This is a genomic window from Micromonospora sp. NPDC020750 (genome assembly GCF_044334565.1).
Taxonomy (GTDB): Bacteria; Actinomycetota; Actinomycetes; order Mycobacteriales; family Micromonosporaceae; genus Micromonospora.
In genome coordinates, this window is sequence record NZ_JBIRTH010000001.1 from 940,090 (window position 1) to 959,848 (window position 19,759).

General features: G+C 67.0%; 15 protein-coding genes. 12 read left to right on the plus strand and 3 right to left on the minus strand.

What is annotated here, in order from left to right; genetic code table 11:
• The first annotated feature begins 122 nt into the window (after positions 1-122).
• From ACH4T9_RS04320 to ACH4T9_RS04350, 7 genes are all read left to right on the plus strand, one after another.
• Positions 123-1,406, plus strand: a complete 1,284-nt coding sequence (locus tag ACH4T9_RS04320; protein ID WP_396669736.1) for an extracellular solute-binding protein — start codon at positions 123-125, stop codon at positions 1,404-1,406.
• Between the two features lie 91 nt (positions 1,407-1,497).
• Positions 1,498-2,514, plus strand: coding sequence for a carbohydrate ABC transporter permease (locus ACH4T9_RS04325; RefSeq protein ID WP_396669737.1), 1,017 nt, complete (start codon positions 1,498-1,500; stop codon positions 2,512-2,514).
• On the plus strand, positions 2,511-3,422 hold the full coding sequence (locus ACH4T9_RS04330) for a carbohydrate ABC transporter permease (RefSeq protein ID WP_396669738.1): 912 nt from the start codon (positions 2,511-2,513) through the stop codon (positions 3,420-3,422). Before ACH4T9_RS04325 ends, ACH4T9_RS04330 begins: the two co-directional genes overlap by 4 nt.
• Positions 3,419-5,854 (plus strand): glycoside hydrolase family 2 protein, encoded by a 2,436-nt coding sequence (locus ACH4T9_RS04335; protein WP_396669739.1) that lies wholly within the window; start codon positions 3,419-3,421, stop codon positions 5,852-5,854. The genes ACH4T9_RS04330 and ACH4T9_RS04335 overlap by 4 nt, the downstream gene beginning before the upstream one ends.
• 210 nt (positions 5,855-6,064) lie before the next feature.
• Positions 6,065-6,289 carry a DUF7008 domain-containing protein gene (locus ACH4T9_RS04340; RefSeq protein ID WP_396669740.1) on the plus strand — a complete coding sequence of 75 codons (225 nt, stop codon included), beginning with the start codon at positions 6,065-6,067 and terminating at the stop codon, positions 6,287-6,289.
• Positions 6,286-7,491, plus strand: coding sequence for a DUF4407 domain-containing protein (locus tag ACH4T9_RS04345; RefSeq protein ID WP_396669741.1), 1,206 nt, complete (start codon positions 6,286-6,288; stop codon positions 7,489-7,491). Before ACH4T9_RS04340 ends, ACH4T9_RS04345 begins: the two co-directional genes overlap by 4 nt.
• Positions 7,488-7,991, plus strand: a complete 504-nt coding sequence (locus ACH4T9_RS04350; RefSeq protein ID WP_396669742.1) for a hypothetical protein — start codon at positions 7,488-7,490, stop codon at positions 7,989-7,991. Before ACH4T9_RS04345 ends, ACH4T9_RS04350 begins: the two co-directional genes overlap by 4 nt.
• Positions 7,992-8,625: 634 nt before the next feature.
• Here the strand turns inward: ACH4T9_RS04350 and ACH4T9_RS04355 are convergent.
• On the minus strand, positions 8,626-9,537 hold the full coding sequence (locus tag ACH4T9_RS04355) for a hypothetical protein (protein WP_396669743.1): 912 nt from the start codon (positions 9,535-9,537) through the stop codon (positions 8,626-8,628).
• Positions 9,538-9,717: 180 nt separating this feature from the next.
• Here ACH4T9_RS04355 and ACH4T9_RS04360 point away from each other — a divergent pair, with 180 nt between their 5' ends.
• The 5 genes from ACH4T9_RS04360 to ACH4T9_RS04380 all read left to right on the plus strand — a co-directional run bounded on the left by ACH4T9_RS04360 (position 9,718) and on the right by ACH4T9_RS04380 (position 18,507).
• Positions 9,718-10,896, plus strand: coding sequence for a MalY/PatB family protein (locus ACH4T9_RS04360; RefSeq protein WP_396669744.1), 1,179 nt, complete (start codon positions 9,718-9,720; stop codon positions 10,894-10,896).
• Between the two features lie 456 nt (positions 10,897-11,352).
• Complete coding sequence (locus ACH4T9_RS04365; protein WP_396669745.1) at positions 11,353-12,912, plus strand: N-6 DNA methylase; 1,560 nt, start codon at positions 11,353-11,355, stop codon at positions 12,910-12,912.
• Positions 12,909-14,402 carry an N-6 DNA methylase gene (locus tag ACH4T9_RS04370; RefSeq protein WP_396669746.1) on the plus strand — a complete coding sequence of 498 codons (1,494 nt, stop codon included), beginning with the start codon at positions 12,909-12,911 and terminating at the stop codon, positions 14,400-14,402. The genes ACH4T9_RS04365 and ACH4T9_RS04370 overlap by 4 nt, the downstream gene beginning before the upstream one ends.
• Positions 14,399-15,580: a hypothetical protein gene (locus tag ACH4T9_RS04375; protein WP_396669747.1), complete on the plus strand. Its 1,182-nt coding sequence runs from the start codon at positions 14,399-14,401 to the stop codon at positions 15,578-15,580. The genes ACH4T9_RS04370 and ACH4T9_RS04375 overlap by 4 nt, the downstream gene beginning before the upstream one ends.
• On the plus strand, positions 15,577-18,507 hold the full coding sequence (locus ACH4T9_RS04380) for a type I restriction endonuclease subunit R (protein WP_396669748.1): 2,931 nt from the start codon (positions 15,577-15,579) through the stop codon (positions 18,505-18,507). Before ACH4T9_RS04375 ends, ACH4T9_RS04380 begins: the two co-directional genes overlap by 4 nt.
• Before the next feature lie 82 nt (positions 18,508-18,589).
• Here ACH4T9_RS04380 and ACH4T9_RS04385 read toward each other — a convergent pair whose 3' ends face one another.
• The gene (locus ACH4T9_RS04385) at positions 18,590-18,784 is read right to left on the minus strand and encodes a DUF397 domain-containing protein (RefSeq protein WP_396669749.1); all 195 of its coding nucleotides are present in this window, start codon (positions 18,782-18,784) and stop codon (positions 18,590-18,592) included.
• Positions 18,777-19,658, minus strand: coding sequence for a helix-turn-helix domain-containing protein (locus ACH4T9_RS04390; protein ID WP_396669750.1), 882 nt, complete (start codon positions 19,656-19,658; stop codon positions 18,777-18,779). Before ACH4T9_RS04390 ends, ACH4T9_RS04385 begins: the two co-directional genes overlap by 8 nt.
• Positions 19,659-19,759 lie beyond the last annotated feature (101 nt).

The following is a 19,759-nucleotide window of genomic DNA, read 5'->3' on the forward strand; positions in this document are numbered from 1 at the left end:
ACGGCCCCGGGCTTAACCATTCGTTGACACTGCGGAGACGGGATCGTACGGTGGCTTCACTTATCCGGTTCAGTCAACGTCTCTCGATGTCGGGAGCGTTCCCATCTTGCTCGGAGGATGACATGAGACGGTCCTGGACCCACTGGGCCCGCGCGGTCGCCGTGGGCGCGGTCAGCCTGGCCGTGGTGGCCGCGTGCAGCGGCAAGAGCACCAGCGGCGGCGACGAGGCGGGCGGCGGCGCGGTCACCCTGAAAATCAACTTCTGGGGCGACTTCGGGCTCCAGGACCTGAAGACCAAGTACGAGGCCGCCCACCCGAACGTCAAGATCCAGCTCAACTCGGGCGAGTACAACGCGCAGCACGAGGACCTGCAGAAGAAGCTGGTCGCCGGCTCGGGCGCGGCGGACATCGCCGCCATCGACGAGGGCTTCATGGTCCAGTTCCGCAGCCAGTCCGACAAGTTCGTCAACCTGCTGGACAAGGGTGCCGGGCAGTACGAGAGCAAGTACCTGCCGTGGAAGTGGAAGCAGTCGCTGTCCGCCGACGGCAAGACCCAGATCGGCCTCGGCACCGACGTCGGCGGCCTGGCCATGTGCTACCGCACCGACCTGTTCAAGGCCGCCGGCCTGCCCACCGAGCGGGACCAGGTCTCCGCGCTCTGGCCCACCTGGGACCGGTTCATCGAGGTCGGCCAGCAGTACACCGCCAAGACCGACAAGAAGTTCCTCGACGCCGGGACCAACCTGTTCAACCCGGTCCTCGGCCAGCAGCAGGCCGGCTTCTACAGCGAGCAGGAGCAGCTCCAGATGGAGGGCGGCCCGAAGGTCGCCTTCGACTACACGGTCAAGGCCCTCCAGGCCGACATCTCGGCCAACCTGACCAGCTTCCAGGCCGACTGGGACAAGGGCTTCACCAGCGGCGCCTTCGCCGTCCTCGCCTGCCCGGCGTGGATGCTGGGCCACATCAAGGACACCGCCCCCGGCACCAAGGGCAAGTGGGAAATCGCGGCGGTGCCCGGCGGCGGCGGCAACTGGGGCGGGTCGTTCCTGACCGTCCCCAAGCAGAGCAAGCACGCCGACGAGGCGTACAAGCTGCTGGAGTGGCTGGTCCAGCCGGAGCAGCAGATCGAGGTCTTCAAGAAGGTCGGCAACCTGCCGTCGCAGCCGGCCCTGTACTCCGACCCGGCCATCGCCGAGTTCAAGAACCCGTTCTTCAACGACGCGCCGGTCGGGCAGATCTTCCCGAAGATGGCGCAGGGCCTCACCCCGCAGTACCTGGGCAAGAAGAACGGCCCGACCCGCGTCGCGGTGGAGAACGTCATCAAGCGGGTGGAGAACAAGACCCTCAAGCCGGACGCCGCCTGGGCGGAGGCGGTCAAGGAGGCCGAGAAGGCCGGCAGGTCCTGACGATCCGGTGACCGGTGGCGGGGCCGCCCCGCCCCGCCACCGCCCCGGCGTCCCACCCCGGAGACAGTCCACCTCGGCCCAGGAGCGTCCCATGCCCTCCACCCGTGCCGCGCCCGCCCCGCCGGGCCGTCGTACCCCGCGCAAGCGTGGCGTCGACGGCCCCGGGGCCGACGAGCGGCAGCTCACCTGGCGCAACCGGCTGTACCGCTTCGACATGCGCTACATGCCGTACCTGCTGATCGCACCGTTCTTCCTGATCTTCGGAGTCTTCGGGCTCTTCCCGCTGATCTTCAACGGGGTCGTCTCGCTGCGGAACTACCAGCTCGACGACCCGACCCTGCCGCCCTGGGCGGGCTTCGACAACTTCGCGAAGCTGCTCGGCGACGAGGACTTCTGGAACGCGCTCTACAACACCTTCGGCATCTTCCTGCTCTCCTCGATACCGCAGCTCCTGCTCGCCCTGGTGGTCGCCTCGCTGCTGAACCGCAAGCTGCGCGCGCAGACCTGGTGGCGGGTCGGCATCCTGCTGCCGTACGTCACCCCGCTGGTCGCCTCGACCATGGTGTTCAGCGTCTTCTTCTCCCGCGACTTCGGCATGGCCAACTGGCTGCTCGGCCTCGTGGGCCTGGGCGGCGACGCCCCGGCCGACTGGCGGGCCGACAAGCTCCACTCCTGGATCGCCATCGCCACCATGGTCAACTGGAAGTGGATCGGCTACAACGCGCTGCTCTACCTGGCCGCGATGCAGTCCATCCCGCGCGACGTCTACGAGGCGTCCGCCATCGACGGCGCCGGCCCGTGGCGGCAGCTCTGGCGGATCACCGTGCCGATGATCCAGCCGGTCGTCGTCTTCACCGTGGTGCTGTCCACCATCGGCGGGCTCCAGCTCTTCACCGAGCCGATGCTGTTCGACCTGAACGCGCAGGCGGCCACCGGCGGCCCGAACGGCGAGTGGCAGACCATCGCCCAGCTCATCTACAAGGTCGGCTGGAAGGACCTCGACCTCGGGTACGCCGCCGCGATGTCCTGGGCCCTGTTTCTGATCATCCTCGTAGTCGCCGGCATCAACACCCTGCTGACGAACCGTCTGTCCGGAGGCCGCCAATGAGTGCCGTCGACACCGTGCCGCGGGCGGCCGACGCCGGGCCGCGCGGGCGCAACCGGGCGCGGCTGCTGGGCCGGGCCCCGCAGGACACCGCGGCCGGCGTCTGGACGTACCTGCTGCTGGCGACGACGATCCTGCTCTCCGCGTTCCCGCTGTACTGGATGTTCGTCATCGCCACCAGCAACGACGAGGCGCTCGCGAAGATCCCGCCGGCGGTGGTCCCGGGCGACCAGTTCATGACGAACCTGGACGAGGTCTTCTCCCTCCAGGACGTCTACTTCGCCGCCGGCCTGGTCAACAGCGCCCTCGTCTCCACCGCGGTCACCGCCTCGGTGCTGTTCTTCTGCTCGCTGGCCGGGTTCGCCTTCGCGAAGCTGCGGTTCAAGGGCAGCAGGTGGCTGATGCTCTTCGTGGTGCTCACCCTCACCGTGCCCAACCAGCTCGGCATCGTCGCGCTCTACATCGTGATGGGCAAGCTCGGCTGGAACGGCACCCTGCTCGCGGTCATCGCCCCCGGCCTGGTCACCGCGTTCGGGGTGTTCTACATGCGGCAGTTCATCCTCAACACCGTGCCCGACGAGCTGGTCGAGTCGGCCCGGATGGACGGCGCGACCACGATGCGCGTCTACTGGAACATCGTGCTGCCGGCGATCCGCCCGGCGCTGGCCGTGCTCGGCCTGCTCACCTTCGTCGGCACCTGGAACGACTTCCAGTGGCCGCTGATCACGCTCAGCGGCACCGACTTCCCCACCTCGATGGTGGCCATCTCCGACCTGGCCAGCGGCAACTACGTGATCTACCGGCGGGTGCTCGCGGGGGCGTTCGTCGCCACCGTGCCCCTACTGATCATGCTGTTCGTCGGTGGCCGCCAGATCGTCCGCGGAATCATGGAAGGTGCGGTGAAGTCGTGACCCGGCAATCGTTGTCCGAGGGGTGGGTGCTGCGGGCCGTTCCCGGTCCGCAGGTGCCGTCGGAGATCATCGACCGGGCGGTCCCGGCGACCGTGCCCGGCTGCGTGCACACCGATCTGCTCGCCGCCGGCCTCATCCCCGACCCGTACCTGGACGACAACGAGACGGCGCTGGCCTGGATCGGGCGCACCGACTGGGTGTACGAGACCACCTTCGACGCGCCACCGGGCGACGCCGACCGGGTCGACCTGGCCTGCGCCGGCCTCGACACGGTCGCCACCGTCACCCTCAACGGCGCCGAGGTCGGCCGCACCGAGAACATGCACCGAGGCCACCGCTTCGGCGTCACATCCGTGCTGCGGCCGGGGGCCAACACGCTGACCGTCCGCTTCGACTCGCCGTACCGGTACGCGGAGGAGCACCGGGACCGGCTCGGCGACCGGCCCAACGCGTACCCGGAGCCCTTCAACTTCATCCGCAAGACGGCCTGCAACTTCGGCTGGGACTGGGGACCGACGGTGGTCACCGCCGGCATCTGGCAGGACATCGCCCTGGACGCCTGGTCCACGGCCCGACTGGCGACGGTCCGCCCGCTGGTCACCGCCGCCGACGGCGTCGGCCGGGTCGAGCTGCGCGTCGAGGTCGAGCGCGCCGCCGAGGAGCCGGTCACCGTCCGCGCCGAGGTGGCCGGCGTCGCCGTCGAGGCCGTCGTGGCGGCCGGACAGCGCACGGCCGCGCTGACCGTGGAGGTCCGCGACCCCGCGCTGTGGTGGCCCCGGGGGTACGGGGAGCAGCCGCTGCACCCCCTCGCGGTGACCCTGCATGCCGCCGACGGGCGGAAGCTGGACGCCTGGTCCCGCCGGATCGGCTTCCGCGTGGTCCGCCTGGACACCGCCCCGGACGAGCACGGCTCCGCGTTCGCCCTGCACGTCAACGACGTGCCGGTGTTCGTGCGCGGCGTCAACTGGATCCCCGACGACGCCTTCCCCAACCGGGTGACCCGGGAGCGGCTGGCCGAGCGCTTCGACCAGGCGGCCGGGGCGAACATCAACCTGCTGCGGGTCTGGGGCGGCGGCCGGTACGAGTCGGGGGACTTCTACGAGCTGGCCGACGAGCGGGGGCTGCTCGTCCAGCAGGACTTCCTGTTCGCCTGCGCGGCGTACCCGGAGGAGGAGCCGTTCCGCTCCGAGGTGGAGGCCGAGGCGCGCGAGCAGGTCACCCGGCTGGCCGCCCACCCGTCGCTGGTGCTGTGGACCGGCAACAACGAGAACATCTGGGGCTGGCACGACTGGGACTGGCAGGAGCCCCTCGCGGGCCGCACCTGGGGCCGGGGCTACTACCTGGACCTGCTGCCCCGGATCGTCGCCGAGCTGGACCCGACCCGCCCGTACTGGCCGGGCAGCCCCTGGTCGGGCAGCGAGGACGTCCACCCGAACGACCCGGCGCACGGCACCACGCACATCTGGGACGTGTGGAACACCGACGACTACACCAAATACCGGGAGTACGTCCCCCGGTTCGTCGCCGAGTTCGGCTACCAGGCGCCCCCGGCGTACGCGACCCTGCGCCGGGCGATCTCCGACGACCCCCTCGCCCACGACTCGCCCGGCATGGCCCACCACCAGAAGGCCATCGACGGCGACGCGAAGCTCCAGCGTGGCCTGGACGCCCACCTGTCGCCGCCGGTCGACTTCGACGAGTGGCACTACTTCACGCAGCTCAACCAGGCCCGGGCCATCCAGCTCGGGGTGGAGCACTTCCGCTCGCACCGGCCGGTCTGTATGGGCACCATCGTCTGGCAGCTCAACGACTGCTGGCCGGTGACCTCCTGGTCGGCCGTCGACGGCGACGGACGCCGCAAACCCCTGTGGTACGCGCTGCGCCGCGCGTACGCCGACCGGCTGCTCACCGTCCAGCCCCGCGACGGCGGGCTGGCGCTGGTTGCGGTCAACGAGACCGGCCGGCCGTGGCGGGCCCCCGCCACGGTCACCCGGCTCACCCTGGACGGCGAGGCGCGGGCGAAGACGACGTACGACCTCGACGTGCCCGCGTACGCCTCGGTGACGCTGGAGTTGCCGGCGGACCTGGCGCGGCCCGAGGAGCCCCGGCGCGAGCTGCTGGTCGCTGAGGCGGGTGAGAGCATCGACCGGGCGTTCTGGTTCTTCGCCGAGGACCGCGACGCCGACTGGCCGGCGGCAGCGTTCGACGCGACGGTGGAGGAGGTCGACGGCAGTCAACGGGTACGGGTCACCGCACGGACGATCCTGCGCGACCTGACCCTGTACCCGGACCGGCTCGACCCGGCCGCGCAGGTCGATGACGCACTGGTCACCCTGCTGCCGGGCGAGTCGGCGACGTTCATCGTCCGTGCCTCGCGCCGGCTCGACCCGGCGGCCCTCACTACCCGGCCGGTCCTGCGCACGGTCAACTGAGCGCAGCAGATGACTGCGCGCCGGCCGGCCGCATGCGCTCTCGTCCGCGCCCATTCCTCCACACAGGATCAGCCGTCCGGGCAGGACACCGGATCCATGCGTCCCGATACCGCTCGGCCCCGTGGTGAGCGATGAGAAGCCTGTCGGATCTCTGACTTTGCGGGCCTTCGTCGGCCGGTACGGTCCACCGGATCCCAAACAGCTGAATAGGTGGGAGTGACCGTCATGGCGGCGCGGGGGCGTGCGGTGCGGCGGTTCATCTCGTACTCGAAGGCGGGCCGGGACAACGACGGCACGGAACTGCTCGGCTGGGCCGGGTGGGACCACCTCGCGCAGGCCCAGGCGTTGGTGACCGTGCCACCCTGGCGGTGCACGCGAACGGCTGACCTCACAGTGGTGGACGAGGCCAGTAGAGCGAACCTGGAGACCAATTGAGCGGCCACTCCATTCGATCATTCAGTGTCACGCGGCTCCTGCGCTCGTTGGCCGGGGCGCGCGAGGACATCCTCACCCTGGTGCCCAGCGAGCGGATCCGGTACACGAGCCTCGGGTCCGTGGTGCTGATCACGAGTACTTTCGCGACGCTGTCCCTCGGTTTGGCCCTCTACTACTCCTTCGGCTATTTCAACTGGTCGATTCCGTTTATCGCGCTGCTCTGGGGAGCCCTGATCCTCAGCCTGGACCGGTGGTTGGCTACGGCCTCCGCCGTCAGCGCCGTACGGCAGGCGATTTCGAGGACCCTGAGCAGGCTCGCGTTGGCGGTCCTGCTCGGAGTCATCCTGGCTGAGCCGTTGCTCCTGGGCATCTTCCACACCGCCATCGAGGAACATGTCGCGAGATCGAGGCAGGAGTCCGTCCTACGGCTGGAAAGCGAGTTGCGGGCCTGCAACGGGCTCGTGGCCGACGGGACGCCGCCCGTCCCCGACTCCCCGGCGTGTGAAGGGCGGCGGCTGGAATCATTCGGCCCGGTGCTGGGAAAGCTCGATAATCTCTCGCGCACCAGACGGGAGGCTGCGACGCTCCAGGCGGAGATCAAGTCGATCTCCGCCGAGGCCAGTCGCTTCCAACAGGACGCGGTCGCGGAATGCACCGGGAAAGCCGGCGAGAGCGTTAGCGGCAGGCCGGGCCAAGGGCCGAGTTGCATGCTCAAGCGCCAGATCGCGGATCGCTACGCCAAAGACAGCGGACTCTCCGACAAGCAGGACCAGCTACGGAAGCTGAACGACTCGACCGCTGCCCTCCGCGAGGAATCGGGGCAGTTCCTGGCCCGTGCCTCCGAAAGTGTCGAGGGGGAGATCGAGACAGAGGTCGCCAGGGCACGCCAGAGCCAGGGCAAGGTCGGCATTATCGAGCGCCTGAAGGCCCTGGGCGAGCTGACCGCCGAGGGGGGATACGTAGCTGCCGCTGAGTGGACCCTCCGCCTGACGATCATCCTGATCGAGATGCTTCCCGCCCTGATGAGGATCCTGATGGGCGTCACGGGCCACGATCGCGTCGTCCGAATGCTCGAAAAGGAGAACATCGACTCGCTGGTGGCCCATCGAGCGACTGTCGCAAGGGACCTGTTCAGGGCGTTGGAAGAGCGCCAGCAGGACTTTACGTTCGAGATTTCCGGCCGGCCGGAGGTGCGAGGATGACCGAGACCACCAGCCGGGACGGGGCGGGGACGGATGGCTGGAGCACTGGCGACGACTCGGTCGGTGCGCCTTTCGACTTCGCCGGGGGCACCAGGGACCTGCATGAGGCGCTGCGGCAGATTCAGGAGGAACTGACCGGTGGCGACACCCCGCTCGACTTCGGCCGGCAGGGCGCGGCCGAACTCCTCAAGACGAACACCCGCTTGATCAGGGAGATCGGGATTCGGGCCATCCGGATCGCCCGCCTGCGCGGCCTGGAGACCGTCTCCAAGATTCACATCGATGCCGCCACGAAGGAGCTGATCCGCACCGACGGCGACACTTGGCGCATCTCGGCCCTGGCCTTCGGCGGTGCCCTCCTCGGGGCTGGCATACAGGAACTGATCACCTTCTGGTTCACCCCGGCTTCTCCCAAAGGCCGGGTCCTCGTCATGATGACCTGCCTGGTTGTGGGCGCGGGTCTGCTCGTCTACGGCTTGGATCTCCGACGCAAGAACTGACCCGCCCCTTCGCGACCGTCAGCGAGCCGGTCTGACCTTACGGACGTAGGTGGACCACGCGGTGCGGCTGAAAGGTGAGGGTGGGGCCGTCCGGATCCTTGCAGTCGCGGAGAAGCTGCCGAAAGGGCTTCCTTGTCGCTCGGGTCCGGTCTGATCAGTACGTCGATGATGCCCACATCGGCGGCCTGCAACAGGTCGACGATGGCCCGCCGCATCTCCTCGACGTCCGTCCCATCGGTGCGGACCGTAGCGGGCGATCCGAACTCCGTGTCGGCGCGTTGACCGGTTAGGTAGAACCAACGATAGGTGTCGTGCAGCGGCTGCGGGTTCGCCGGATCGAACACGGGACGGCTGTGGCCGAATCGAGCGACGGTGCTCAGGAACAGGGCGGCTGGCGCGGTGATGCCAGAAGGAATGGCATTCTCGGCGTGCGGGTCGACGACCCAGGGCTACGGCCAGTGCTGTTCGCCGACGGGACCTACGCGGAAGGCCCAGTGGCGCACGACTTACCTGCAACGGCTCGCTCATAGCTTCACATCTGCTTCGATGCGCGCCAGCGCCGTGGTGGGGCGGGCGACTGGCCGCCGGCAACCGGACGTCGACACGCCGGCATCGTCTGACCGTCGCTGCCGGCCTACTTCTCGAAGACGGCGAGGACGTTGAGCCCTGGCCCGGACTTCAGCGTGCCGACGATGCGCAGCCCGTGCTGGTTGCCGCGGCGGATCATGGAGTACGCGAAAATTCCTGTTTCGAACTTGCCGCGGCCCCGCAGGGAGAGCTGAAGGGCCCTGTCCTCGATGTGAACCCGGTAGTCCACCCAGCGAGCCAGACCGCCGTCACCTATGCCGCGTTCGAGCACGTTCATCGCTGAAATGGGATTGTAGTTGTCTGAGAACCAGCGCCAGTATTCGCGTTTCGTCTCAGGCTCCTCGGTCGCCGCGTAGGTCGGCGGCAGCGTGCGGACCGTCTTGGAGACCTCGGTCGCCAGTTCCTCGAAGATTGCCACCACTTTTCCGGTGGTCAGCTCTGCGGCCAGCGGAATGATCGCTCGTCGCGCAGGCAGGTCGAAGAAGACGAGTGCCCGGGGGCTGTCCTTGATGTATGCCTCGTCGAGGTCATCCAGCCACATCTCATCTTGGGCGAATCTCACCCTGCTGGGCAGATGCGCCGCGTAATGCAGGGCAAGTTGAACGAGCTGGCGGTGGGGATTGCTGATGGGATGGAGTTCAATCGTGTCTCCATCCTCGGCCTGCTTCGACTTCTCGCGACCGCGACTCCCCTCCAGGCTGATCTGGGCGTCCAGGAAGGGGAAGATGGCCGCCAGCAACTCTCTGGTCCCGATGCGGGCCCCCAACTTTCCGTTGGTGCTGGTCCTCGAAAGACGGATGTCTTTCGTGGAGATTGAGATCTTGCCGGCCTCGTTCTCCGGCATGACCACTGCGTCGTAGAAGGCAGACACCTGTTCACCGTCGATGAACAACGGGGCGTCGGCAAGCCAGGAAAGCGGAACTTCCAGCCCGGAGTCTCTACTCGGTTGATCGTCCATCTCTCCCCGTCGGAAGTCGGTGGTCCTGTTACGTTCCACGCCTAGCAAGCCCTGCTGCACCGTCCAAGGTAGAGCAATGCTCCTGCCTGGGGTACACCGTGCGACAGGTCGCCGATACCCGACTCCAGGCCCTCGGCGGCGCTGATCGCGAGGTTGCGGGGAGCGGAATAGGCTTCAACCATGAGTGGTGTGCTCAGCGGTGGCGGAGACGCGATGAATCCCCTGCGCCAGCTCTCGCTGGACCAGCTCCGGCAACGGACGAGCGTCAAGTGGCGGGCGTACCCGGACGACGTGCTGCCGCTCTGGGTGGCGGAGCTGGACGTCCCGCTGGCCGAGCCCGTCGCGCGGGCGATCACCGACGCCGTCGCGCGCGGTGACACCGGCTACGCCGCCGGCACGGCGTACCCGCAGGCACTGGCGGAGTTCGCCCGGCGGCGGTGGGGTTGGGACGGGCTGGCCGTGGAGCGCACCGCGCTGGTGCCCGACGTGATGCACGGCGTCGTCGAGGTGCTGCGGGTGGTCACCGGTCCGGGGGACGCGGTGGTCGTCAACTGTCCGGTCTACCCGCCGTTCTACGACTTCGTGGCGCACGCAGGCCGTCGGATCGTGGAGGCCCCTCTCGGCGAGGACCTGCGGATCGACCTCGGCACGCTGGAGGACGCGTTCCGGGAGGCGCGGGCCGGTGGACGGCCGGCGGCGTACCTGCTGTGCAGCCCGCACAACCCGACCGGCGTCGTACACACCGCCGACGAGTTGGCCGCCGTCGCCGGCCTGGCCGAGCGGCACGGGGTGCGAGTGGTCGCCGACGAGATCCACGCTCCGGTGGTGGCCGGGGGAGCGCGGTTCGTGCCGTACCTCTCGGTGCCCGGCGCGGAGAACGGTCTCTCGCTGATGTCCGCCTCCAAGGGGTGGAACCTCGCCGGCCTGCGCGGTGCGCTCCTCGTCGCCGGCCTGGCCGCGGCCGGTGACCTCGCCCGCGTTCCGGTCGAGGTCAGCGTCAGCACCAGCCACCTCGGCGTGATCGCTCACACCGCCGCCTTCCGTGACGGCGGCGAGTGGCTCGACGCCCTGCTGACCGGCCTGGACGACAACCGTCGACTCCTCGCCGCGCTGCTCGCGGAGCACCTGCCGGCCATCCGTCACCACCCCGGTCAGGCCACCTATCTCGCCTGGCTCGACTGCCGCGCACTGGGCCTCGGCGACGACCCCGCCGCCGTGTTCCTCGATCGTGGCCGGGTGGCGCTCAACTCCGGCCCGGCCTTCGGCACCGGCGGTGCCGGCCACGTCCGGCTGAACCTGGGCACCGCACCGGAGTTGATCACCGAGGCGGTACGCCGGATGGCCACCGCCGTCGCCTGAGAAGCGGCCTCGGAGCTTGTTGGCTCCACCGCTAGTCTTGTCGCTCTCCTGGCAGAGATGCCGCGCGGTGAACTCGACGATCCCGATGGGTTCTCGGAATCGAAGTAAGGCGTCGACCGTGCCGTCCCTGCGCGGCCCTGGCGATTGAACCGTCAGACTCCACCGCACCGGGCGAGGGCGCTCGGTAATGCCCAGCCCGAGTTGGGCGTAGGGACGGCCGGGTGCCCAGCGACTCGGCGGTGTGGTGCACGAACGGGCGGTCGCCTCAGGTCGGCGAAGACGGTGCGGCGGCTGCGCCGGTTGGGCTGACCGCCCCGACCCAACGACACGCATCAGCAACCGACCCGGGGGTCCCTCGCTGTCTGCCGTCCCGGCTACGGTAGGAGACCGGCATGGCGACATGCCGGCAACTCCCGAGGAGACAGCAACAAACATGGTTGTGGACCGGTGCCCGACGTGACCGATCGATACGCGCGGGCCTCCGCGACGACCCATGACACACTCGCCATTCCACTGAGCCTGTCGGAGTTGGAGCAGTACCTCGCCAAGGCCGCTGACCTGCTGCGCGGAAGCATCGACCAGGCGGATTTCAAGGCGTACATCTTTCCGTTGATGTTCTTCAAGCGGATCAGCGACGCCTACACCGAGGAGTACGAGCGGGCGCTCGGGGAGTCGGACGGCGACCACGAGTACGCCTCGTTCGCGGAGAACCACCGCTTCGGCATCCCGGAGGGCAGCCTGTGGGAGGACGTGCGCGCCCGCACCGAGAACGTCGGGCAGGCCCTGGTGGCCGCTTTCCGCGCGATCGAGAAGGCCAACCCGGATGTGCTGTACGGCATCTTCGGCAACGCAGCCTGGACGAACAAGGACAAGCTTCCTGACGCCAAGCTGCTCGATCTCATCGAGCACTTCTCGACCAGGAATTTGAGTAACGCGAACGTCGCGCCGGACGTGTTCGGGCAGGCGTACGAATACCTCATCAAGCGGTTCGCGGACCAGTCCAACAAGAAGGCCGGCGAGTACTACACCCCGCGCCCGGTGGTCAAACTGCTCGTCGACATCCTCGACCCGCAGGAGGGCGAGACGGTCTACGACCCGGCGTGCGGCACGGGCGGCATGCTCATCGAGGTCATCGAGCATGTGAAGCGCCAGGGTGGCCGGCCGCAGACCCTCTGGGGCAAGCTCTACGGCCAGGAGAAGGTGCTCGCCACCTCCGGCCTCGCCAAGATGAACCTGCTCCTGCACGGGGTCGGAGACTTCGACATTGCCCACGACGACACCCTGCGTTCGCCGGCCTTCTACGACGGCTCGCGCCTCGCCCAGTTCGACTGCGTCATCGCCAACCCGCCGTTCTCGCTCAAGAACTGGGGCGAGGTGGCGTGGGCCTCCGATCCGTGGGGCCGCAACCGGCTCGGGGGCGTTCCACCCAAGGGGTATGCCGACTGGGCCTGGGTCCAGCACATGCTCACCTCTGCGGCGCCGGGGAGCGGCCGGGTCGCCGTCGTGCTGCCGCAGGGCGCGCTGTTCCGCCAGGGTGCCGAGGGGCGCATCCGCGAGTTCGTCCTGAAGGCGGACCTGGTCGAGGCCGTGATCGGTCTCGCGCCCAATCTCTTCTACGGCACCGGCCTAGCCGCGTGCGTGCTCATCCTGCGCCGACGTAAGGCCGACGATCGCAAGGGCAGGGTGCTGTTCGTCAACGGCGAGACGCTGTTCAAGCGCGGCCGTAACCAGAACACCCTCGAACCGGAGCACGCCGACACCCTGCTGCGGACCTGCCAGGCGTTCGCCGATGCACCCGGCCTGGCGGCGGTCGCCACGCTCGACGACATCAAGGCCCACGGTTTCAACCTCAACATCCCGCTGTACGTCGCTGCCGCCGATGACGGCGAGCAGCGCACCCTGGAGCAGGCCCTGACCGACCTCGAAGCGGCCCACGCCGCCGCCCGGGAAACGCGCTCCGCGCTGGAAGCCGAACTTGCCAAGTGGGGCTTCACCCCGACGGAGGTGACGGCGTGAGCGCCCGCATGTCGCAGCGTGAACTGGAGTCCTACCTGTGGGGCGCGGCAATCCGGCTGCGCGGCCTGATCGATGCCGGCGACTACAAGCAGTACATCTTCCCGCTGGTCTTCCTCAAGCGGCTCTCCGACGTGTACGACGAGGAACACGCCGCGGCGCTGGAGATCTACGGTGACGACAAGCTGGCCGACCTGCCGGAGAACCACCGCTTCGCCATCCCCGACGGGGCCCACTGGCAGGACGTCCGCAAGGTCACCAACGACGTCGGCGCGGCGATCCTCGCTGCCATGCGGGCGATCGAGTCGGCAAATCCGGACACCCTGGCCGGCGTCTTCGGCGACGGCGACTGGGGCAACAAGAACCTGCTGCCCGACGCGACCATCAACGATCTCATCGAGCACTTCTCCACCAAGACGCTCTCGGTGGCCAACCTGCCAGAGGACGAACTCGGTCAGGGGTACGAATACCTCATCAAGAAGTTCGCCGACGACTCCGGTCACACCGCGCAGGAGTTCTACACCAACCGCACCCTTGTCCACCTGATGACGATGATGCTCAAGCCCGAACCGGGGGAGTCGGTCTACGACCCGACCTGCGGCACGGGCGGCATGCTCATCTCCACCGCCGCTGAGCTGCGCCGCCAGGGCAAGGAGTGGCGCAACCTCCGGCTCTACGGGCAGGAGCTCAACTACGGTACGTCAGCCATCGCCCGGATGAACCTGTTCCTGCACGGCATCGTCGACGGCCGCATCGAGCACGGTGACACCCTCACCAGGCCGGCCTTCCACGACGGTGCCCGGCTGCGTACCTTCGACGTGGTGCTCGCCAATCCGCCGTACTCTATCAAGGCGTGGGACCGCACCGCGTTCGTCAAGGACCCGCATGGCCGAAATATGTGGGGCATTCCGCCGCAGAACGCAGCCGACTATGCGTTCCTGCAACACATCGCCAAGAGCCTCGATCCGGCATCGGGTAGGGCAGCGATCCTGTTGCCACACGGTGTCCTCACCCGAGTGTCCGAGAGCGCGGTCCGTCAGGTGATGGTCCGGTCGGACCTGGTCGAGGCGGTGATCGGCTTGGCACCGGGTCTGTTCTACAACTCGTCGATGGAGGCGGTTGTACTCGTCCTCCGGTCCCGCAAGCCCGCTGAGCGCCGTGGTCGGGTTCTGTTCATCAACGCTGCGCGCGAGTTCGCCCGAGTGCAGGCGCAGTCCTTTTTGAGCGACCGGAACCAGCAGCGAATCCTCGATTCCTATCAAGGGTTCGACGAAGAAGAAGGATTCGCGGCTGCCGCGACCATCGAGCGGATCGCTGACAACGGTTACAACCTCGCCATTCCGCTCTATGTCAAACCACCCAGCGGTCGACGGGGAGCAACCGCCAGCGACCATATCGAGGCCACGGTCGCCACTTGGCGCGAAGCCGCCGCTGGAGCCGACACCGCCATCGAAGACGTGTTAGCGCTCCTACGGCAGGAGGCGGCCCGGTGAGTCTCAACCTCGACAAGAGCACCTGGAAGCGGGTTCGACTGGGCGATGTGATCCGTCGCTCGCGAACTCAGGTTGATCCGACGAGTAGCGGAGTCGAGCGGTATGTCGCTGGTGGGCACGTCGACAGTGAAGGCGTGACAATCGAGCGCTGGGGTCAGGTCGGTGACGGCCAGATGGGCTCCACCTTCCGGTACGTCTTTCAGCCGGGGCAGGCCCTCTTTGTGTCGGCGCGTCCATACCTGCGCAAGGTCGGGGTGCCTGACTTCGCCGGTGTCGTTGCTGACAAGACCTACGTCCTCGACGCAGTCCCAGAGAACGGCTTGCTTCAGGAATTTCTGCCGTTCGTGCTCTCCTCAGAGGAATTCGTCGAATACGCAACCACCGAAGCGACCGGTTCCATGAACCCTCGGTTGCTGTGGGGGCCAATGCAGCGTTATGAGCTAGACCTGCCGCCCCTCGACGAGCAGTGGCGCCTCGCCAGCCTCCTTTGGTCCATCGAGCGTCACCGGGGGGCATTGCGACGTTTGGCTAATGCGGCATCCCCAGCAGTCGATGGGGTGCTTAGCTGCGAGGTCGTTTCAGGTGGACAGTCGATTCGCGAGATTGCGGATGTACTTGTCGGATTCGCGTTCCCGAGTGTTGGTTTTAGCGACGAAGCGAGTGAATCGTCGCGGCCGCTCCTCAGGGGTATTAATATTGGGATCGGCGAAACTCGCTGGGGTTCTTCGGATACTGTGCATTGGAGATTGCCGCTGACGGCTCAAATGTCGAAGTATGCATTAACTGTCGGGGATGTTGTGATCCCTATGGATAGGCCCTTCACTGCAGCCGGTCACTTGCGCTGGGCGGAACTCCAGGCGGAAGAGGATGGCGCGTTACTTGTGCAGCGAGTAGCACGGCTTCGGCCGCGAGATCGGTCAAGATCACCTTTGTTGCGCGCGATCGTTCGAAGTTCCGGATTTCAGCGATCCCTAAGCGGTTCGCTCACTGGTTCTTTCGCCCCCCATCTGGCGCATGGGGACTTCGCTAGTTTTCTATTTACCGTCCCAGACCCCGACGGTGCCTCATCTCGACTCATTCAGGCTGAGTGGGCCGAGCAAGCGATTTCGACTGAGCGCTCTCGGGCGGCCGATCTCGCAGATGTGATTCATGGCAGCATTTTCGGAGGTGTCAAGTGACCTTCAACGAGGCCAACACGGTTCGGGACTTTGTGCGGGATCTTGTTGAGTCGCCTGACATCCAGTTCGTGCCGGGTAGGGAGTTGCCGCGCCGGGAGGATGAGGTGCTGCTGGAGGGGCCGGTCAAGGAGGCCCTGAAGCGGTTGAACCCGGTGATCGAAGCCGACCCTCGGCTGGCGGACGAGGTGATCTATCGCCTTCGGGCGATCATCCTGACCGCGCGGCGTACGCCGAATCCGGTGGTGGCGAACGAGGAGTTCGCCGCGTGGCTGACCGGGCAGAAGTCGATGCCGTTCGGCCCGGCCGGGGAGCACGTCACGGTCCGGCTCATCGACTTCGACAACCCCGAGCCGAGCGCCAACCAGTGGATGATCTCCACAGAGGTGACATACAAGGTTGGGCGGGTCGAGCGTCGCTTCGACCTGGTGCTGTGGTGCAACGGCTTCCCGCTGGTCGTTGGTGAGGCGAAGTCCCCGGTTCGGCCGGCCTACACGTGGATCGACGCGGCGGCGCAGATCAACGAGGACTACGAGGTCAACGTACCGGCGTTCTTCGTACCCAACGTGTTCAACTTCGCCACCGAGGGCAAGGACTTCCGGTACGGCTCGGTCGGCATGACGGTCGACCTGTGGGGCCCGTGGCGGGAAGAGTCCGCCGCTGACGCCCCAGCGCGGACCGGCCTGGCGGCGGTGCGGGAGGCCGTCGAGGGTGTGCTCTCACCGGGGGCGGTGCTGGACTTCCTACGGTTCTTCACGGTGTTTGCCACGGACAAGAAGCACCGCAAGATAAAGATCATCGCCCGATTCCAGCAGTTTCAGGCGACGAACCTCATCGTCGAGCGGGTGCTGCATGGGCGGGTCAAGCAGGGCCTGATCTGGCACTTCCAGGGTTCGGGCAAGTCGCTGCTCATGGTGTTCACCGCGCAGAAGTTGCGCGCCACGGCGGGACTGACGAACCCTACGGTGATCATCGTCGTCGACCGGATCGACCTGGACACCCAGATCACCGGCACGTTCAACGCCTCGGACGTGCCGAATCTTGTCTCGGCCAAACTCCGCAGTGAGCTTCAGGATCTCCTCAGCGCCGGCGCGCGCAAGGTCATCATCACCACGGTGCACAAGTTCGGCGAGGCACCCGGGGTGCTGGACGACCGCGACAACATCATCGTCATGGTCGACGAGGCCCACCGCTCCCAGGAGGGTGACTACGGGCGCAAGATGCGCGAGGCCCTGCCGAACGCGTTCCTGTTCGGCCTGACCGGCACTCCCATCAATAAGCGCGACCGCAATACTTTTATGTGGTTCGGGTCCACTTTGGACGAAGGTGGGTACCTGTCGCGGTACTCCTTCCAGGACTCGATCCGGGACGGGGCGACGCTGCCGCTGCACTTCGAGCCGCGCCTGTCGGAGATCCATCTCGACGAGGCCGCGATCGACGCCGCGTTCGCGGAGCTGGCCGAACAGCACCGGCTCACGGAGGCCGACAAGACCACCCTGTCGAGGCGGGCCGCCTCGCTGGAATCGCTGATCAAGGCCGACGAGCGTATCCGCAGGATCGCTGCGGACATTGCCGAGCACTTCCGGGCCAAGGTCGAGCCGCAGGGATTCAAGGCGCAGGTGGTCGTCTACGACAAGCCGACCTGTGTCGCGTACAAGGCGGAGCTCGACAAGATCCTCGGACCCGACGCCTCCACCGTGGTCATGAGTCACAACGCGCGGGACCCGAAGGCGTGGAAGGAGTACACCCCCGACCGGGACGAGTTGGAGCGGATCACCGCCCGGTTCAACGACCCGGCCGACCCGCTGAAGATCATCATCGTGACGGCCAAGCTGCTTACCGGGTTCGATGCTCCGATTTTGTACGCGCAGTACGTCGACAAGCCACTCAAGGAGCACAACCTGCTCCAGGCGATCACCCGTACCAACCGGGTCTACCCGCCGAGCAAGACGCACGGGCTGATCATCGACTACCTGGGCATCTTCGACGACGTCGCCAAGGCGTTCGCCTTCGACGAGAAGAGTGTGCAGCAGGTCATCAGCAACATCGCCGTACTGCGTAATCAGCTCGGCCCGGCCGTCGAAGCCGCGTTGGCTTTCTTCCCCGGCGTCGACCGGACCGTGGGCGGCTACGAAGGGCTGATCGCCGCCCAGACCGCGATCAGCAGCGACGAGGCCCGCGACGCCTTCGGCCAGTCCTTCAGCGTAGTCGCCCAGCTCTGGGAGACCCTCAGCCCCGACCCGATCCTCTCGACCTACGCGACCGACTACCGGTGGCTCACCGACGTGTACGAGTCGGTGCGGCCGGCGGACGTCGCCGGCCGGCTCGTGTGGCACACCCTCGGTGCCAAGACGTTGGAACTCATCAACGCGCACATCACCGTCGAGGTGCCTCGTACCGACCTTGACACGATCGTCCTGGATGCTCAGGTGATCGAAGACCTCATGACGGGCAGGAAGAAGGACGTCGACCCGGTCGAGGTCGAAAAGTGGATTACCGCCCGCGTCGCCAGGCACATCGGTAATCCTGTCTTCATCGAACTCGGCAAGCGGCTCACGGCTCTGCGGGAGAAGTACGCGCACTCCCAACAGGCCAGCCTGGAATTTCTCAAGGAGCTGTTCGCCCTGGCCAAGGACACCGTGGCTGCCGAGAAGGCCGCCACCGAGGTCCCCCGCGAGGAGCGAGGCAAGGCGGCGCTGACGGAGCTGTTCCAGTCCCTCAAGGGCAACGGAACCCCGATCATCGCCGAGAAGATCGTCAGCGAGGTCGACGAAGTCGTTCGGGCGGTGCGGTTCGAGGGCTGGCAGGACACCCGTGACGGCGACCGCCTGGTCCAGCAGTCCCTCCGTAAGACGCTCTACATCAAGTTCAAGATCCGCGACAGCGACGTGTACGAGCGTGCCCTTGGCTATATCCGCGAGTACTACTGACGATCCGTCCGACCTACGTGATCCTAAGGCGGGTTGCGCCGGGTGCGGCGGTCTTCGTACCCGCCGCACCCGGGCTGTTTCGTCAGTGGGTGCGCTTGACCCGGTGGGTGAAGGCGGTCCAGGCGGCAGGGGTGAAGCTGAGGACCGGCCCCGCCGGGTCCTTGCTGTCGCGTACGGCGACGATGCCAGGCAGGTTGTCGGCCACCTCGACACAGTCGCCGCCGTTGCTGCCGCTTCGGGTGCTCTTGCGCCAGTGGGCGCTCGTCAGGTCAACCATGGTGGACCTCTCCAGTGATCTTGTTGATCAAGTGCCTTGATTGTCCTTCATCGAGGGCAAGCTGATCCAGGCTCGTCCAGACCTTTTCGTAGGCGGCGAACTCCTCCGGCCGGTCGAGGTAGAGCGCCCCGGTCCACGACTCGCTGTAGATCACCGGGGGGTCCGGAGTGGCGCGGTTACCCAGTGGGAACTCCAGCATCACGAAGGTCCCTGCCTCGACGCCTCGGTGTAAGCCAACCGAGAGTGGCAGGACCCGGATGCTCACGGAGGCATGCTCGCCGACATCAAGCAGGTGGCGCAATTGCTCAGCCATCGTCGGTCGATCGCCTACGATCCGCAGGAGCGCGCCCTCCGAGATTACGACATCCATCCTGGGTGCTGCCGGCAGCCGACGTGTCAGCAGCGCCTGTCGTTGTAGCCGCACCTGAACCAGGCGTTCCCGCTCATCCTCGGTCACCTCGGAACGGTGCTGATAGACGGCGAGCGCATAGCTTCGGGTTTGCAGTAGGCCAGGAATCAGCGATTCATCGTATCGCCGAATCCGGCAGGCGGCGGATTCGAGGCCGACGTATAACTCGAACCAGTCCGGGATGGCATCGCCGTAGGCGTGCCACCAGCCCTTCGCTCTGGTCTCGCCGGCCAGGGCCAGGAGCGCGCGGGTCAGCTCGCCCTTCGTCCGGTACAGCTCGCACATGGCCCGGACGTCCACGCTGCGCGCCGAACCGAGCCCGCTCTCGATCCGCCACACCTTCTGCCTGCTGCACTCCAGCGCCTCGGCGGCGGCGTCGAGGGTTATCCCCGCCTCGTTGCGCAGGTCGCGCAGCGTCCTGCCGAGCCTGCGCCGGGGCACCGTCGATCCCATGTCCTCGGCCATCCGGCCTCCTTCCCGGTTCCGTTTTGCAACATCTCGACGCCCGTCCTGAAACACCGGAATGTTGCAGACAATTGGCTGAACAGTGTGAGCGAACCTTCGTT

What these genes read in the sequence shown, in the direction of transcription:
- ACH4T9_RS04390 (WP_396669750.1), bottom strand. Translation starts at nt 19,658, where the DNA reads ATGGCCGAGGACATGGGATCGACGGTGCCCCGGCGCAGGCTCGGCAGG.
- ACH4T9_RS04385 (WP_396669749.1), bottom strand. Translation starts at nt 18,784, where the DNA reads ATGGTTGACCTGACGAGCGCCCACTGGCGCAAGAGCACCCGAAGCGGC.
- ACH4T9_RS04350 (WP_396669742.1), top strand. Translation starts at nt 7,488, where the DNA reads ATGACCGAGACCACCAGCCGGGACGGGGCGGGGACGGATGGCTGGAGC.
- ACH4T9_RS04320 (WP_396669736.1), top strand. Translation starts at nt 123, where the DNA reads ATGAGACGGTCCTGGACCCACTGGGCCCGCGCGGTCGCCGTGGGCGCG.
- ACH4T9_RS04330 (WP_396669738.1), top strand. Translation starts at nt 2,511, where the DNA reads ATGAGTGCCGTCGACACCGTGCCGCGGGCGGCCGACGCCGGGCCGCGC.
- ACH4T9_RS04355 (WP_396669743.1), bottom strand. Translation starts at nt 9,537, where the DNA reads ATGGACGATCAACCGAGTAGAGACTCCGGGCTGGAAGTTCCGCTTTCC.
- ACH4T9_RS04360 (WP_396669744.1), top strand. Translation starts at nt 9,718, where the DNA reads ATGAGTGGTGTGCTCAGCGGTGGCGGAGACGCGATGAATCCCCTGCGC.
- ACH4T9_RS04325 (WP_396669737.1), top strand. Translation starts at nt 1,498, where the DNA reads ATGCCCTCCACCCGTGCCGCGCCCGCCCCGCCGGGCCGTCGTACCCCG.